The organism is Proteiniborus sp. MB09-C3 (genome assembly GCF_030263895.1).
In the GTDB taxonomy this organism is placed as follows: domain Bacteria; phylum Bacillota; class Clostridia; order Tissierellales; family Proteiniboraceae; genus Proteiniborus.
This window is the reverse complement of sequence record NZ_CP127161.1, coordinates 653,800-670,328: the sequence shown is the minus strand read 5'-3', so window position 1 is coordinate 670,328 and position 16,529 is coordinate 653,800. Positions and strand designations below refer to the sequence as shown.

At 31.2% G+C, this 16,529-nt stretch carries 23 protein-coding genes; all 23 read right to left on the bottom strand.

Annotated features, from left to right (window positions below; genetic code table 11):
• Window positions 1–58: 58 nt before the first annotated feature.
• Window positions 59–511, bottom strand: coding sequence for a GNAT family N-acetyltransferase (locus tag QO263_RS03260; RefSeq protein WP_285626447.1), 453 nt, complete (start codon window positions 509–511; stop codon window positions 59–61).
• 416 nt (window positions 512–927) lie between these two features.
• Window positions 928–1,842 carry a hypothetical protein gene (locus tag QO263_RS03255; protein ID WP_285626445.1) on the bottom strand — a complete coding sequence of 305 codons (915 nt, stop codon included), beginning with the start codon at window positions 1,840–1,842 and terminating at the stop codon, window positions 928–930.
• Between the two features lie 147 nt (window positions 1,843–1,989).
• Window positions 1,990–2,343, bottom strand: coding sequence for a hypothetical protein (locus QO263_RS03250; RefSeq protein ID WP_285626441.1), 354 nt, complete (start codon window positions 2,341–2,343; stop codon window positions 1,990–1,992).
• Between the two features lie 88 nt (window positions 2,344–2,431).
• Window positions 2,432–2,785 carry a DUF6054 family protein gene (locus tag QO263_RS03245; RefSeq protein ID WP_285626439.1) on the bottom strand — a complete coding sequence of 118 codons (354 nt, stop codon included), beginning with the start codon at window positions 2,783–2,785 and terminating at the stop codon, window positions 2,432–2,434.
• Between the two features lie 222 nt (window positions 2,786–3,007).
• Window positions 3,008–3,304: a hypothetical protein gene (locus QO263_RS03240; RefSeq protein WP_285626437.1), complete on the bottom strand. Its 297-nt coding sequence runs from the start codon at window positions 3,302–3,304 to the stop codon at window positions 3,008–3,010.
• A gap of 288 nt (window positions 3,305–3,592) precedes the next feature.
• Window positions 3,593–4,108: a hypothetical protein gene (locus QO263_RS03235; protein WP_285626435.1), complete on the bottom strand. Its 516-nt coding sequence runs from the start codon at window positions 4,106–4,108 to the stop codon at window positions 3,593–3,595.
• 147 nt (window positions 4,109–4,255) lie between these two features.
• Entirely contained in the window at window positions 4,256–4,783 is a 528-nt protein-coding gene (locus QO263_RS03230) for an HAD-IIIA family hydrolase (RefSeq protein ID WP_285626432.1), read from the bottom strand.
• A 181-nt stretch (window positions 4,784–4,964) separates the two neighbouring features.
• A complete protein-coding gene (locus QO263_RS03225; protein WP_285626429.1) occupies window positions 4,965–5,405 on the bottom strand; it encodes a DUF4275 family protein in 441 nt (146 codons plus the stop codon).
• 266 nt (window positions 5,406–5,671) lie between these two features.
• Window positions 5,672–6,217, bottom strand: coding sequence for a 2'-5' RNA ligase family protein (locus tag QO263_RS03220; RefSeq protein WP_285626426.1), 546 nt, complete (start codon window positions 6,215–6,217; stop codon window positions 5,672–5,674).
• A 504-nt stretch (window positions 6,218–6,721) separates the two neighbouring features.
• Window positions 6,722–7,201: an NUDIX domain-containing protein gene (locus QO263_RS03215; protein ID WP_285626423.1), complete on the bottom strand. Its 480-nt coding sequence runs from the start codon at window positions 7,199–7,201 to the stop codon at window positions 6,722–6,724.
• 193 nt (window positions 7,202–7,394) lie between these two features.
• Window positions 7,395–7,796, bottom strand: a complete 402-nt coding sequence (locus tag QO263_RS03210) for an ankyrin repeat domain-containing protein (RefSeq protein ID WP_285626420.1) — start codon at window positions 7,794–7,796, stop codon at window positions 7,395–7,397.
• 438 nt (window positions 7,797–8,234) lie between these two features.
• Complete coding sequence (locus QO263_RS03205) at window positions 8,235–9,059, bottom strand: GNAT family N-acetyltransferase (protein WP_285626418.1); 825 nt, start codon at window positions 9,057–9,059, stop codon at window positions 8,235–8,237.
• A gap of 449 nt (window positions 9,060–9,508) precedes the next feature.
• Entirely contained in the window at window positions 9,509–10,429 is a 921-nt protein-coding gene (locus QO263_RS03200) for a MerR family transcriptional regulator (protein WP_285626416.1), read from the bottom strand.
• Window positions 10,430–10,543: 114 nt separating this feature from the next.
• A complete protein-coding gene (locus QO263_RS03195; protein ID WP_285626414.1) occupies window positions 10,544–11,173 on the bottom strand; it encodes a GNAT family N-acetyltransferase in 630 nt (209 codons plus the stop codon).
• 271 nt (window positions 11,174–11,444) lie between these two features.
• A complete protein-coding gene (locus tag QO263_RS03190; protein WP_285626411.1) occupies window positions 11,445–11,879 on the bottom strand; it encodes a hypothetical protein in 435 nt (144 codons plus the stop codon).
• Window positions 11,880–11,944: 65 nt separating this feature from the next.
• Window positions 11,945–12,115 carry a hypothetical protein gene (locus QO263_RS03185; RefSeq protein ID WP_285626408.1) on the bottom strand — a complete coding sequence of 57 codons (171 nt, stop codon included), beginning with the start codon at window positions 12,113–12,115 and terminating at the stop codon, window positions 11,945–11,947.
• A gap of 113 nt (window positions 12,116–12,228) precedes the next feature.
• Window positions 12,229–12,987, bottom strand: coding sequence for a class I SAM-dependent methyltransferase (locus QO263_RS03180; protein WP_285626405.1), 759 nt, complete (start codon window positions 12,985–12,987; stop codon window positions 12,229–12,231).
• 244 nt (window positions 12,988–13,231) lie between these two features.
• Complete coding sequence (locus QO263_RS03175; RefSeq protein ID WP_285626403.1) at window positions 13,232–13,924, bottom strand: methyltransferase family protein; 693 nt, start codon at window positions 13,922–13,924, stop codon at window positions 13,232–13,234.
• Window positions 13,925–14,087: 163 nt separating this feature from the next.
• Complete coding sequence (locus tag QO263_RS03170) at window positions 14,088–14,504, bottom strand: NUDIX hydrolase (protein WP_285626400.1); 417 nt, start codon at window positions 14,502–14,504, stop codon at window positions 14,088–14,090.
• Window positions 14,505–14,657: 153 nt separating this feature from the next.
• Window positions 14,658–15,302: a hypothetical protein gene (locus QO263_RS03165; protein WP_285626355.1), complete on the bottom strand. Its 645-nt coding sequence runs from the start codon at window positions 15,300–15,302 to the stop codon at window positions 14,658–14,660.
• Between the two features lie 313 nt (window positions 15,303–15,615).
• Window positions 15,616–15,792: a hypothetical protein gene (locus QO263_RS03160; protein WP_285626352.1), complete on the bottom strand. Its 177-nt coding sequence runs from the start codon at window positions 15,790–15,792 to the stop codon at window positions 15,616–15,618.
• A 129-nt stretch (window positions 15,793–15,921) separates the two neighbouring features.
• The gene (locus QO263_RS03155; RefSeq protein WP_285626349.1) at window positions 15,922–16,266 is read right to left on the bottom strand and encodes a hypothetical protein; all 345 of its coding nucleotides are present in this window, start codon (window positions 16,264–16,266) and stop codon (window positions 15,922–15,924) included.
• 48 nt (window positions 16,267–16,314) lie between these two features.
• The gene (locus QO263_RS03150) at window positions 16,315–16,524 is read right to left on the bottom strand and encodes a hypothetical protein (RefSeq protein ID WP_285626346.1); all 210 of its coding nucleotides are present in this window, start codon (window positions 16,522–16,524) and stop codon (window positions 16,315–16,317) included.
• Window positions 16,525–16,529 lie beyond the last annotated feature (5 nt).

Here is a 16,529-nt window from a genome sequence, read left to right as displayed (position 1 = left end):
CAGGGCATCAGCCCCTATAAGTTTTTTACCTTGCCTTTCTGTCACCCTATTTTGAATATCATAATTCATATCTCATAATTAGCTCATCTTCATCATCTTCTTCTGGTTTACGACTAAAGCCCAAACTTTCATACAATTTTTTAGCAATATAATCGTTTTCTTTGTAGCACAAGCCTATGGCATTGTATCTTTTTTCCCTCCTTATCATTGATAACCATAATTTCATTGATGTCTTTCCATATCCTTTTCCTTGATAATTTTTATCGATCATGAATTGATCTAGAATACAGATATGCTTGTCCTCTTCTTTAAAGTCTCTTTGCATAATTAACCCAATTGGATTAGTATTACTATATATTACAGAAACTTTGCTATTGTCTTTACGATACGCATATGCTCTAGCTAATATTGCAACATTTGAAGCTACAAAACTTTTTTGATCCTCTCTAACTTCTAAAGAATTTATTTTTCTCCAGTTATCAGGAGTGACTTCGTTAAAGTATATTTCCATATTTACACCTCATATTAATTAATTTTTCTTATGATTTTACCAAAACAAGCTGAATGAAACAAACTAAATGATTAATGCTATTTATATGCTTATATTTCTCAATATCAACTATCAATTTTTCACCAGTATATTTATCATGTAGGGATTTTAGTTTCAATATTAGAGTTGTATCCAAAGAGCGAAAAATAACTCTAGAATTACCTTTTACATTACTTGGGACATAGTCTTTTGGCTAAATATCATCTTAATTTTTTTTGAAATTCTTAAAAACTCAAATTTTTCTATTAATATTTCCTTAAAAATATTTTGTTAGGTCTGATTGGTATAAGAATGGGTGTTGCTAATTTGGATTTTTATCAATTTCCCATCTTCTTCCACAATATTATTCTACATTTTCTTTTAAACTCCTTCTTTTCCTATATATCCATTTTTTCAATAGCTGCTAAAAACAACTTTTTCGCATCTGTAGTTTCCATTGAGTTAGCCAGTTCAGTATAAAAATCACACGCTTCTTTCTGCATGTAAAATGGTAATTTACCATAGTAAATCTTATTGTTATAAAATTCAGCAAGTCCTTCGGTATGTTTATAATATTTCATTTCTGTGAATGCAGGTGTATCTGCAAGAACTCTCTTTAATAAATAGATACCATATTCATGGCTAATAAATGCAGTTTGCATTTCTATTGAACGATCTATTCCAAACACATCTTGATTTTGAGATATATCAATTGCTTCAGGACCATTTTCAAGACCTTGGCATAAAATCACTTCGAATTTATCTTGCAAAAATGTCGGCCTAAAAAAGCTATGCCATTTTTCAGAAATCTTAAGACGGTTCAAAGAAAAATTGACATCTCTAGAATAATTATTCAACAAGACTCTTGATTCTTTCCAGACTACATCGCTATAAACATTGTAGTTTCTAATCATGATATCACATATTTTAATTATAATTCCTGATATACTCATATAATTATTTAAAGATTCAGAAAAAAATTGAAACCAATCTATTCTAGCATCCTCCAAAGCCTCAAGTCTATTTTTTTCTACACCTTGATATGAAAAAAGATCTTTTACAACTTTATAATAAAGCAAAGCACCTTCATTGTTTTTCATGCTAGCAGGTAAGCAAACCAATAAGTAATATAAAGCCCCGCTATATTCTCCACCTTTTACAGTAATGAATTTTTCTAACTCCTTAAGCTTTGCTAAATCTCGCACTGGATGGTAAGACTCATACTTTCGCCCATAATCATTATCATAACCACATTTTGAAACTGAAAGCATATGAAATACATAGCTTGTTTCTTTATTAATTATCGATTTCAATACAGTACTCACCTCACAAAATATAAAGCTTCTTTATTATACATAATTATACAAATACTTAATAAATGACATCTAATTATATTATCCTTCTTTTTGAACAAAGAAGAACTTGGTATAAGGCACTTTTCTAAAATAAGTAACCGTTATTTATAATTCACTTATAGGAAAATCAAGTTGTTCCTCTGGAATACCTATAGAACGGCCATATGCTAATACATCTTTCCATGTTTCTTTTTTAGAATAATTAAACTCAAATTGCTTGTTGTTGCTGAACAAAGCAATGATGTCTGTTCCTCTCCAAAAATGAATATACCAATCATCAATAACATGATTAGCTAATTCATAAATTTGCTCTTTTGAAACTAAAACCTGATACATGTGCCATCTATCTTCTCGTTTTTTGTGCCCCGTGATATGAATTTTTTCAACCAAAAGTTGATTAAGTAATAAATTATCATCTAATGCTTCCTCAACAACGATTCCTCTATATTTTTGTTCCATTTGTATACCATCCTTTCTATTTACTTAGTAATAGTTTGTGTGATTATAACCTCAAACTTTATTAGTAGCAATTCCTTATAATTTCTAATCATCTATGCTTTGCTTCATTTATATAATCTTCCACTGAGTTGATACACAATTCTAGGAATGTCTCTTCTCCCAATGTATTGATTTTGAAAAAAACTGCTTGACTCCCTCCAGATGTAATAGCAGAAACAAATAATTCCTGTCCATATCCTGCCACTGTAACATTAAGACTTACGCGATTGCCTCCTGACATGCTGTACCGCTCATAAACTCGAACAGCCAGCTTAGTCTCTCCCATTATAATATCACTTCCATCTTCGTAACTAACTGAAGCACTGCCATTAGTAATGTCTTTGTGTAGCCAATCCAATAACTCATTAAAATCTCCCTTAAAGCCTTTCTCATACTTTGCCATACTTACACCCCTTTTTAAAAAATATATCGACAAAAAAGTATTTCTACCACAGAAGAGATACCAGTTGAAATCATCTTTCCGTAAAAATGTTTATATTTAATAACCTGATAATGGCTAGTTAGAGACTTCGTAGCCCTACTTCCATAATTCACATGACTCTTAACATCCAAAAAAATAACTCATGGAGCTTTATAAGCTAGATTTTAAAAACAAAACCTACCTTTACCTGTTCTTTTCAAGCTCTAATAGTTTCTTATTCAAATCATCTATTTTAGAACTCAAGCCTATTAGCTTCCAGTCTAAATCCTTTAGAATACTTTTTAGAGCTATTGCTAAAGAAATTGATAATATAAATCCTACTAAAAGTGAATACTGGCAGATTCTAAGAAGATGAAATAATTCATTTGAAGATGGATAGCTAAATTCTGAATGGAGTCTTACGAATACACAGATAAATAAAATGCCAAATAAAATACTTAATCCAATAAAATAATGATAACATTTTTCTGTTTTTTCCATAAATACCTCCCGTAATGCTTAATATAATTTTACCAGCACTTATCGATATTTTCCTAGTCCATTTTTCAAAAGTAACTTCAACGACTTTCTCCTATTTTCATATTAGAGTGAACTAAACAGCATCCTGTGTATACCAAAATTACATTATAAAAATTTTTAATCCCAGCCCTTATATTGTCATTACATATGACATTCTGAGGCTTAGTGATTCTGGATTTACCTGTGCTATTTCCTATTGATGTCGTTGGATCTCTGTCATAGAAAATATACTCGTAGTCTGCATCATCTTCAATGTGAAATATTTTTTATCATTATTATTCCGTGAAAGTTCTGCCCATAGCAGTTTGGCATAAAGCCTGAAGGTTTAAAGCCATATTGAAGTAACCAATAATAATGAACTCTATCTATAGCTTTTAATTCCTTTAATTCCTTCCAATATTCATCGAGTTCACGCCCATCACAAGAAATTCCTAATGAAGTAATTGTAAGCCTCATAATGCGGTATCCTTTATCTAAAGCATACTCTTCTGCCTTTTTAAATAATGGCTTCATTTGTTCTTCTGTTACAAATTTTCCGTTTTCGTTATATCCAAAGCAATCTAATTCTAAACAGCTATAGGATTCTAAGCCCCTTACAAGCATCCACCCTTTAATATGTTTACCATCCTCACTTATATACCATCCCGTCGTTCCATATGAATTAAGCTGTTCTTCTGCTCCATTATAGTCCCAAAATTCAGGCTTAATTGTTGCCATCAATTGAGCTACCATTGGGATAGCTTCTTTAGTCAAGTCATAAATCATAATTACATAATCCTCCTTTCCGAAATATTACAACCTTTCATAATGTTTCAGAACCTGACAACGTCTAATTTCGCAAAATCAATAGCTTCCCGATGTTGCTAAATCTCTGATGTAGGCTGTCATTATGCTCTATATGTTCATAGCCGCCTAATAATATTTATTTATCAACCAGTTTATTGCATCTAATATGTCCTCGGCCATATAATCTGGTTCAACCTCTTTCCAGAGATATCTATATTGGTCTAAACTCTCATTACCCCAGCCTGTCTTTACTAAAATCTTAATTGCCCCAACAGAATTTGCTGCTATCATATCAGTTCCGACATCCCCTATAACAATACAACTTGATAATCTTAAATCATAATCTTTAGCTGCTTGTAATAGCATACCTGGCTTTGGTTTTTGACATTCACAATTCGAATTCATTTCATGAGGACATATGTATGAACTTGTAAAACCATAGTTTTCAAATTCTTTTCTAAACTCCTCAAGCTTGACTTCTCCTCTAGATATTCTATGTTGATTTGTAAATGCAAATATCTTTATTTCTCTTTCTTTTAGTCTTTTTATTGCACTAAAAAAGTTTTCATATGGCTTAAATTCATTTGGATGAATGAAATGCCCATCTCCTCCAATAGTGCCATCACGATCTAAAAATACAGCTTCTATTTTCAATAAGGTCACCTCTAGCGTAACAATTCTTTACCAATATAATACTCTTTCATGTCCTAGGTCTGAAATTTAATTATGTGGGGTTTTCCAATTGTTGTTTTTTCCTGACGTCGATGAGTTTTTGTAAAAGCATCTTTTTCTCTACAATTCTTAGGCAATATAAAGAAAGTGGAGCCAACAAATTTTATTTTTCTGTATCTTTCCTACTAAAATAAGGTCCACACAATAAGGTTTCATGTGTTTTCACATAAGTCCAATTAAATTCTTTGTTCACAACATAAATGTCATATTCATCTTCTAAATCATTTGAATTCAGCACTTCTGAATTCTCAAGGATTAAAACATAGTCTGTATGCTGCCAAAAAATATAGCAACCATTTTTACGTTCATTATCAAAAGCTTTTTCAGCTTCTTTCCCTTGTAGACAAGCTTTTTTTTCATAGCTAAATAAATGCCATAAGTAGCCACAAAAACCATTATCATTCCAGAGATATATATCCTTCTTATGTTTAATAGTTAAATGATTAGCAAAGTTATCTTCCCATTGTTTCCGCAAAAAAGCTCCCCATTTTGGAATCTTAGTTACATCAATCTTTTTGCTTTGAAGTATATTGACTATGTCCATTTAAACCTCCGCGCTTATATCAATTTACTACATATTTTCTACCACCATGTGATTTGTGTATTACTTATCATATGCTCTCTTAAACAACTTTTTTTCTAATCTATTTATGATAAAGATTTCTTACTTTCATAAGTTTAGCCTTCATATAACATGCTAGGATTGCACCTCAGTTGTAAGATAACTGTACTTTACTGCATCGATTTATATGCTCATATTTTTCCTCAAGAAATCCTATTGGCAATACTATAAGAATATTGCTTTCTTATTCACTGTTTATTCAAGTCTACTTCCATTTCTATAATTGAATCTTCATTTTCATCAATAATCCCTACAGATATTCTCTCCACTAGTGTACTAAACTTATATTCAATTGCGCTTACTTCTGCATAGGCATTATTTAGCTCTTCTCTGTTATTAAAAGTTCCAATAGTCATATGTGGGATAAAATGACCATTATTTAGCCACTCTGGCTTATAAATATTTAACATTCCCTCATATAATTTGTTATGAAGTTCTTTAATTTTTTCTGTACCTTCTTTTGTTCGTAAAAATAGATATAATCCTAAAGAATTATCAATCTTTACTACTTCTTCTAGTGACAAATTGAAGCACTTTATTTCTTCAAGTGATGTTTTTAAGTAATCCTCTAGATCTTCTTTACTTAGGGTACTTTCAAAAGGAAATACAAGTGTAATATGAGGTCTTACATGACTTGAAAGTGGATCATATTTTTCTCTTATATAATCGATAATGTTAATATTTTCGAATTGGGGGAATAGCATTATGCATCTTTTTTTAATGTTTGTATTCATTCCTGTGCCTCCTTTTTCCTGTCATTGGTTCAAATGCAAGTACTTCTAATAGGTTTTCTTTCTGATATCTGAACATCTATACTAAATCTATATAATTTTTGTTATTCTCCAGGAATCTACTTACCAAATTCACTTATACATATTGTTTCGTATGATTACCATAAATACTTATATGAAACTAATACTATTCCCGGCTCAAATAGACAGTCATACATTCATCATATTCATGGTTCTTAGTATTGCCCGTCTTTTCTATAATGAAGCCTGCTTATTTTAGCTCCTGTAGAGGTTATATACAGGTTTTTAGGCAATAAGTTTTTCATACCTTTTGACAGTTGCTCAGTTCACAACTATATTTCTAAATATATCTTCTAAACCAGTCAACTGCCAATTTAATCACTATATCAAAATGTTCAAGAAAACTATGATTTGCTCCATTAATAACTTCTAGTTGTGAATCGATTGAAAGTAAATTAATTGCTTCGCTATAAAAATGACCTTGTTCTAGAATTCTTGTAACTCTATAAAATCGACACCACTTGCAGTCGCAATTCCTGCATATAATTTATCATCATATTTGCCTATAGCTAAATAATGCCTCAAGCATTCCTTTGCTGTAAAAGGCATTTCCTTATTTAATATCCGTTCGATTTCAACCCATTCCAATGTACCTTCATTACATCTACTAATATCTATATCTGTATTATGTAACTCTGTAAAATAATAGTAGTTTTGCCGTATTTCATTATTCTTTTGTCGGAGTGTAACATATTTTAACTCTACACACCCAATGTCTCTTTCTGTAATACCAGTCTCTTCAAGCAATTCTCTCATTACACATGCCTTGGGATTATTTAGTTCATCCTTTTCAAAATGTCCACCGATACCACACCATGATGGTTCCACTACTCTTGAACCAACTCTATAGAGCAATAGAATCTTATTATTAAAAATAACATAAATTGAAGTCATATTCCTTAACATTTTATATCTCCTATGAAACCTTTATTATTTTTCGTTGTTCTGGTTTGAAACCCTGCACTCATATTACTATTGCAATTAATTCACCAATATTTACAACGTCCATGAAGCCCTTGTCCCAAGTAAAAGTATAGGGTGCACAACGTCAAAATATTGAGCACTAATGCACCCATACACAAATATCAACATCACTAAATTAATTACTTGTATTTTTAAAGATCTCTTTCAATGCCTTGTTATCAGTATTCATCACTAATTCATAAATAGTTTTCCCATCTTCTGTTACCACTTGTGGGTCTGCCCCTGCTCTAAGCAAAATCCTTGCCATATCACAGTTTTCCATAACAAGCACTATTTCTAGAGGAAACTTCCCATTAGAATCTTTCTGATTAATATCTATAACTTTATCATTTATTATTTTTTCTACTAATTCCAAATCATTTATTAGGACTGCATTTGTTAAATCATCTATACTATATTTACTGTCAGAGGCACTTTTATATACGGTATTTTGTTTGTGGATAAAAGTGAAGCCCAAATAGCTCAAGCCTAGAATTAATACAACTATAACTAAAACCAAGATTAACTTTTTAGACAAAAGAAAAACCTCCCTTTTTAAAATATATTAAGCACCAACCTAAGTGAAAGTGACGTTGCCTACCGTTCCAATATTTGCAACGTCTAGGAACTAAACATAAAAGATATGCCACTTGGCAGAGCTTCACTCCTGGTAAAGGGATGTGGTGCACAATGTTCTAGGATTATATCCTAGTGCTTCTTCATGTAAATATATTGTCCCCCACTTCTACACATCCTGTGACTCAGAGTTCAGCAGGACATCGCCTCCTTAAATATATAATTTTCTCCTTAAAACTCATTATATCAACACTATTATCTATATGTATATGATAATGATTTGATAAGAGCAATTTATGATGGTCTTTTCAGTATCCTGTACTTTACTTTTCAATATATTTGTAGTAATTTAGATTTTCGTAGCGTTGCTTCGTACCATTTTTTGTTAGACACAGCTGCTCTAATCTAGAAACTCGTATGCATATTCTCCTTGTCTTTCAAATCCCATGGATTCATACGTTTTCATTGCAGCAACATTTGATACTGATGTTACTAATATTGGAGTTTTTTGCTCTTGAATGGCAATCTCTATCATATGTCCAATTAGTTCTTTCCCAAATCCTTTGCCTCTATAAGCCTTATCAATATAAACACTTGTGATTTCCGCAAAATTATTAGTTTCTCCTATAAATCTTGCCATTCCAATAGCGTTATTTTTATAATCCAATATATAGACTCCTGCTTTCATTTTCGCCAATATTTTTTCTGTATCAGTTACAGCTTCAATCTCTTCTTCCGTTTCTGCTTCTAAAAACCTGAATGTAAAATATTTTACTCTTTCCAAGTCTTCACTATTCAAGCTAGCAAGTCTAATTTTACCTTGATACTGCATATGAACATTTTTATATTTTTCAATGTCTAATTTATAGAAAAGGTTAGGAGTTGTAGATTTTCCATACCCTAGTATTTTCAATAAGCAATTTACATCCTCCAATTTTCCTGCCAATAGAATTTTCTTGTAATTTAATTCTTTAATCTTACATGCAATATCTCTTAACCCATTTTCTGATGTATATAAAAAGTTGGTAAAATCTGAATTTCCATCATTTTTTATATGTAGAATATCAGTTATCCCTTCTTTAGTTTCATTAACATATAACTCACCTAAATTATCGGTATTATTTTGAATTAATTCAATCAATATAGCATTATACATTTCATCATGGTACAAAAATTCTAATATCTTTTTCTTTAAATCATCTGTAATAATACTTATCTTTTTCATATTAATGCCGTGCCTCCAGTCAAAACTAAAATAATTGTGTATATAGCTAAAACTCCTTTTCAATTTTAGCCTATAGTATGGAATACCAATTTGGAGCAACATAATCTTTTTATTCCTATGATAGCTTTATTAATTTAATAGGTAGTTTTTCTTTGTTAATTTTCCTAAGATACAATTAGAGCATCTATTAAAATAGCGTGTAATAGTCTAGTATATACAGCATCTGTAAGATCTATAGGTCAATACTATTCTTAATAAAACTTCACTTACTAATACATCGACCTACTCTGATTAGCAAATCGGTATGAAGTAGCCTTCTTCTTAAACAACCAATGAGAAATACATCATGAACATGAGACAAGCCATTGTGCTCATGTTTTTCTAAGCTGAGTTGGCTTCTCTTACTATTCAGAGGCCGACATGATGTCAGCCCCTAAATACCTCACCTTTTATTTTTTCTTAACTGGCTCATATAAATTCAGCATAAATTGACTACCATATCCAGTAGGGTTATCATTTCGTATATGCTCTTCTAAGCAAAGTCTGGACCGATCTGATATGTACTCCTTACTTTCTGAAAGAAATTTCATCAATAGCTTCCAAGAACCATAAATGTCATCACTACTAGGCATCATGGCATAAATACCTCCTGGGAGCCTCATTTCTTTTAAATGCTTCGGTATTTCAACATTTTCAGGTATGGATGCACACACTCCATATCCATATTCAGAGTTTATTTTACCTGGAAATGGCTCAACATTACCACCAAACATTCTTGCTGTGCCTATTAGGTTAGAAGACTCTAACCATTCTATAATTGGTATCATAGCTTCGTCTTCGGGAGAAGTTCCAACTGCTATATTGTATACTGTTCTCATTGGCGGGAGAGTTACAAAACATATGTTACTATAAACGGTTTCATTATTGTTCATTACATATTCATCCTCTCTATTATCTAGATTTTGTTCCATGGTACTTTGAATATAATCTTCGAGCTTAATTAATGAACAGCTTACCTTCTCTCCCTTAACTCTTGATGTTGAATTCAAGAAATTATTTAGCATAGCTTTACGTTTAACTAATTCCTCAGTATCTTGTTCAAGCATATTAATCTGTTTTCTAACTACATTGTCAACTGCCTCAAAGGTTTTCACTTCTAGTATGGTTTTAATATCCCTAATTGGAATACCAAATCTACGAAGTATAAAAGTAATTTTAATGCATAATACAGCCTCTTCATTATAGCTTCTCCAACCAGAGTCACAGTCACGTATACTTTGAAACAAACCTTCAGACTCCCAATGGCGTAAAGTACGACTTGTTAACTCTAGTTGTTTTGATAATTCGTTAATTGAGATAGGCAACTTCATATTAAACTCCTTTTATATTTTAGAGGATCCTCTTTATTTAAATCATATCACTTGACGCTACGTCAATTGCAAGCTTTATTAAAAATAGCAAATCAACCTTATTCCGTGTTATGGTTACTTTACATCATGACCTTGATTTCTCAAGTCTAGCAAATATGGCCTGTCTGGATGTGGATTACTCATTGGGGGACGTATAGTTAAAGAATAAGCTAAGGGTTCTATATTTAACTGTGTGAAAATATGGTTCCATATATTTTTTTCTTCAACAGCTGTCAAATGTGGCAAAAACCCAGCATTTATATAGCTTTTTATGGCAGGTAAGTTATCGCTATCAACATCAAGCAGTACAAGATGCTGACCTCTTTTTTTAATAACTTGACATAAGCTCAATACCATTTGAGTTGCTAAACCTTTACCACGGTGCGATGGAATGACTCCCACAAAAATAATATACCCTGAATCCTCACCCCAATGCCATGGTTGACTCCACGCTGATGCAGTACCACATGGGTTTTTATTTTCATCAAATAATATATATACTCTTTCTGGTAAATATGCATAATTATCGACCATTACATATTCAAAATCACCTGACTTGTAATTCCCAAATGCATTGTCCATAACCTTTTCCCATATATATCCTTTATCCCTTGTTATGGATTTAAACTCATATCCTTTTGGAAAAACTGCCCTAGGAATATTATTATTTAAATTTATCTCCATGTAGACATTCATTTCGCTCATATCGGTACCTCCTCAAAGGAATTTGGTAGACAATGCCCTAGGATTATCTCTAGTACAAAATATTAAATTACTACGGGCAAAGTTCATAATTTTATGCCTTACAAATTTAGAAACTTATTGATTTGTTTTTTCCCTAATTTTCAATGAAGCAATCTCCTATTTCCCAGATGCTAAATGACACTATGCTAATCCTTCCCTTCAAGCTGACACAAATAATTATTACTTTAAGCTTTTCTATTACGAATTGATTCTTATAGCACTATGTTCATAGTTAGTGCTGTTGTACTGTCTTTAATTTTCTTGAAGTAACGCAGTAAATTATCATATTTATTAGGGAAACAAGGATTAATATATGTAGTAAAATGTGATATAAGTCAGGTATGTAAATATTAGAAGATGATATGAGCTTTATTGTATCTAAAAAATAATTTATTTTTCCTTCTGAAGGACCGAATATAGTAAAATACCAATGCGATAAAAATTGAGTTAAAAACCACATTGAAAGCCAAACTGTCAGAAAATATTTCCCTATTTTGTCTTTAAAAATATACCAGATAAATAAAGCTAAAAACATAAGAAAAAACACCCCATCTTCTGTATAAGAACTGGTAACCAAAATACGACCATCAATGCTCATTCCCACCATATCTAAAGCAAACCATAATAACAAGCACAAATTTGAAATAACACATGTTTTCTTATTCATTTCATTCTCCCTCAATCCATCTATAAGTCGGCATTACATTTAACATCTCAATATTTGCAATGCCACTATAGCATTGCATATTCTTCTTTAGTGTAAAATATCTTAGTTCTTAAATATTTAGGAATGTTTCGTTCTTCACCATTTTTGATTATGTCGGCATATTTTTTTGCAATTTCTAGGCAGTAAATATTATTATTTTCTAATACCTTGTCAATGCATCTCAATCTGATTTTCAAGTTATTTATTATCTAAATTATAGATATCGAAAAGTGTCAGGAATTTTTTACATCTCCCTTTAAACGCAAATTCAGGATCAAGATTCTCAAGGTTTTCATTATCGAATATAAAATCAACCTGTTTTAATTGCTCTTGTCGCATAAAAGGTTGGAACATTAAACTCATGAAGTCTGCCAGTACCGTTTGTATCTTGATATATATTTGTAAGTATGAAACCTGCTTGTAATTGCCCATCAACTTGTTCTTCAATGGTATGTGAAAATTGAATTCCCCAATCATTCTTTACTGAACTCTCATATAGTTGTCTGTCTTTCAGGGGATTAAATGGCAGCTTATAGGTTATCCTTGTTTCATCATCATCAAAAAGATAATTAATACTATTATCTAGTCCTGCCAATAAAATTCCCCCTTTTTTCAATACTCTATAGCATTCTTTCCAAACAGGAAGAACATTCTCAATATAACAGTTAGAAACTGGATGAAAAATCAAGTCGAAGGATTCATCATTAAAAGGCAAAGGATTTGTCATATCTGCTCTAACTGTTTTAACCTCATAATTTTCTCTTCTTGCTACTTCTTTTTCACTTAGCAATTGTTTTTCTGAATAATCCAATACAGTACACCTTGCACCTAATGCAGAAAATATGGGTATTTGCTGACCACCACCAGAAGCTAAGCCTAGTATTTCAGCATTTTTCATTTCGCAAAACCATTCCTTTGGTACTGGTTTAGTAGGTGTTAATAACACAAACCATTCATTATTTTTTGCTTTTTTAAAAACTTCATGGCTAATAGGTTGTCCCCATTCCCAACCTTCTTCAATCCATTTATCAATAATTTTAGAGTTTATTTCTGTATATTTTTTATCCATATAAATCTCCCCTCATTAGAAAATATATAAATCATTATTTCGCTATACTTTGCTGTTATAATACTGTTTCATCATAGGCCCCAAGGATAGAAGCCTCTTCTGAAGTATCATTTATTTTAGCCTTTCCCCCAATAGCCTGTTTTTCTAGTGATATAAATCCTCTATTTTATCTTTTACTCTTTTAATTTTTCTCACATTTACATTATTATATTATTCACTCAAGCCTCAGAGCAATTCTTTTGTTCTACCATATGTACGGAATAAGTCTATATTTTGTTCCATTAGAATATTCAACATAGCCGACTAATTTCTTTTTCAACATCTCATCTTCTAAATATGTTCTAATCACTATGATAACCGAAATAAGAAATGATGGGATCATCATATATATTGATCCAAATACAAAAGGTATCGCTACAGCCCATAGTATTATGGCTAAGTAGCCCGGATGACGAACAATCTTATAGGGACCTGATTCACAAATATTCTGTATTCTATCACTTTGGATACGTGATGTAGCCTCGAAATTTGTATTTTCTTTCATAGCCCATATTGCAAAAAGAGAAGACAGAATTACAATTGCTAAAGCAGGATACATACAGAGTACAGATATACTAGACCAGCCAAATCTTATATCAAAACCAGCAATAATATAGATTACAAAAAATGCTAATGCCACATATATTTTAAGCAATATATTGTCCCATTGCTCAGTATTGTTTCTTTCCTTTGCTCTTTCATTTAAAACTTCAGGATTATGTTTTGATAAATAGAGCACTCCCAGTACAGTCGAAATTGCATAAACAATAAAATAAACCCAGCCTCTATGATTTTTTAATGTACCTGAAGAGACAAAAAATAGAATGGCCCCAATTATAATCTGAAAAGCAACTCTAATTAAATAATTAATCCCACTCTTCTCCAACTTTGTATACATAAGATCACCTCACCAACTAAGCCTACAAAAATTAGCCTGTATTATCCCTAGTGTTTCACATAACATTCCAACTAATTTTATAGATCAACAAGTTTTAACACTTCATCCATATACATTTTGAAATTTCTATTGCAAATATATAATAAACATGTTAATTAGGTATTTATATCATTTCCATGAGTTTCCTTAATGCTATTAAGTTATGTTCCCAAGTCAAATATTGTTTTGCTTCAAGCTCAGAGCACCATATAAATTTTTCATGTTCATCAGATAGTTTTACATCTACAACACTATTAACTTCAACAGCATAACATATGTCTTTCATACTCATTAACTTCCCATTTTTTGTTTCTTCATATACAAATGAATACTTTAAATCAATAATGTTCTCAATTTTTTCTAAACCAGTCTCTTCAAAAATCTCTCTTTTAACCGCTTGTGTTTCCTGCTCACCATCTTCAATTCCTCCACAAACAGGTTGCCAATATCCACTTCTTTTAGGTATTCTTTTTAAAATCAACACTTTAAAATCGGGCTTTCTTGTAAATATAAATGCTTGTACATTTATTCTATCTATCATTTTTACCTCCATCATACTTCAAGTTAATCACATACCTTATATAATAAAAACTATATATCATATGTTAGGGGATGGAATAAGCTGCGTATATGCCAGCTCACTCCATCATCCACAACCTTGTTAATCTCTTACCTTTGAAATATCGATATCGTTCTAAATTTCAAAATGTTCACAAATTAATCTAAACTGTTCATCTTTAGTCATATGAGGTACTCTTTCAATTGCTTTAATTCCACTATTAATACAAGCATTCATTATACTGTTAGAAAAACTAACTATTGCTTTGTTAGCATGATTAATCGTCTTTTCTGGATTTAAAGTATGGGCATTAATACAATCTAATATCATTTTGTGATCATCTCTAAAAAAGTAAAGCCTTTCTATTTCTTCAGGTGATGTATAGAGACATATAATCTTCTCTTTTGCAATAAACGGCAATATGACATCAGGCATTATTCCTAAATCTACTACAATTGGCTGTTCATTGGGCATTTTTAATAAGTCGATTACAAAAAACTCCATCATCTCTTTCGCTATGTCAACTAACCATTGAGAGTAGACCTCTACAGGGCGATTAAACCAACTATTCCAGTCTAAATTAGGATTGGGCATCTGAAGTGTGCTATGCTCAATAGGGCAAGAAAATGATCTGTATTTTAAAACATCATCTGCTAATGTTTTAAATCCTAGCTCATTAACAAATTTTTTTGTCATTGTTGTCTTTCCAGCACAAGCACCTCCGTTTAACCAATATACATGCTTTAATTGTTCTTTCAAATAATTATCATTTATTTTCATCTCTAACCCTCCATTTAGTTTTATTAATATAAACTAAATGAAGTTTCTTAATTTCCTAGCCTCAATAACAAAATTTTGATTTCTCATTATATAACCTCCAATTTCTATTTATTAAGCTTAGTACATAAAAAAACACTCTTATTTTTTCTCTATCACCTAACCGCTCAGATTAACAATGTCTCTGAACTAAACCTAAGAAATTTTCTCAGTTGTATGTACTCCAAGCGTAGGACTGGTTGCAACAAGGATATCGCTAAGCCCCTAATCTCACTAATTTATTACTTTTAATAATTTATAGAAAATATAAGACTAGCTAGTCCAACTTCTTTTCCGATTCTTCTAATTTCATATATATTTTCTGTAAAATAAACAGAGCAGGACTTAAAACCCCTATAAGTACAAACAAGTATATAAAAATTTCTTCTCCAAATATACTTCCTATTATAAAACCTAAAAAGCCTGTTATTAATGAAACAATGATTAAAAACATATTTTCCCCCTTATATTTATAATTTTTATGTAATCCTCCTTCATCAAATTCTAAAAACGATTTCTATTATTTCGATGTGTAGATTATTCTTATCTCTAGAATCCTCCATAATAACATTTTGAATTTTAACTATAATTGCTCATTATGCTTGTCCCCTATTGTATGTATAGAAATTAATTGTAATTTTAATGGTCTCTTAGTTAGAAATTCTGCATTAGCATCCATTGTGGTTTTAGGATGCTGCTCAACGTCTTCTCCTACAGTTATTTTTTCATCTATTTTATAAAGATAGCCTGTTTCTTTACCATTATGAGTAATTTTACCATTTTCCTCATATGATAATAGGGTTGGCTTATGGGAAAATGCCTCAGCAAGCTCCTTCCACTGCGTAATAGTGCTTCCTACACGTAATACATCTATTTTTAGATTTGAACCGTGATACCATTCGCTATTGCTTTTAATATTTATGTTCATAGTTGGTCTCCTCACCATAAATATATTTATCTATTCGTCATATCTCACTCAATTTTCAAACCAATTAATTGAAAAACTACCTACTGCAAATGAAGCAACCAATGCAATATTAGGATTCTCTATATCATCAACCCACATATCCCCTTTACATTCACCAGCAACAATTCCTGAAAAACTTGGACTGTCAGCATATGTAATATTATCAATAGCTTTTGAGCTAAGTTCATCTACTTTAAACAATAATATCAATCCTCTCATTATAT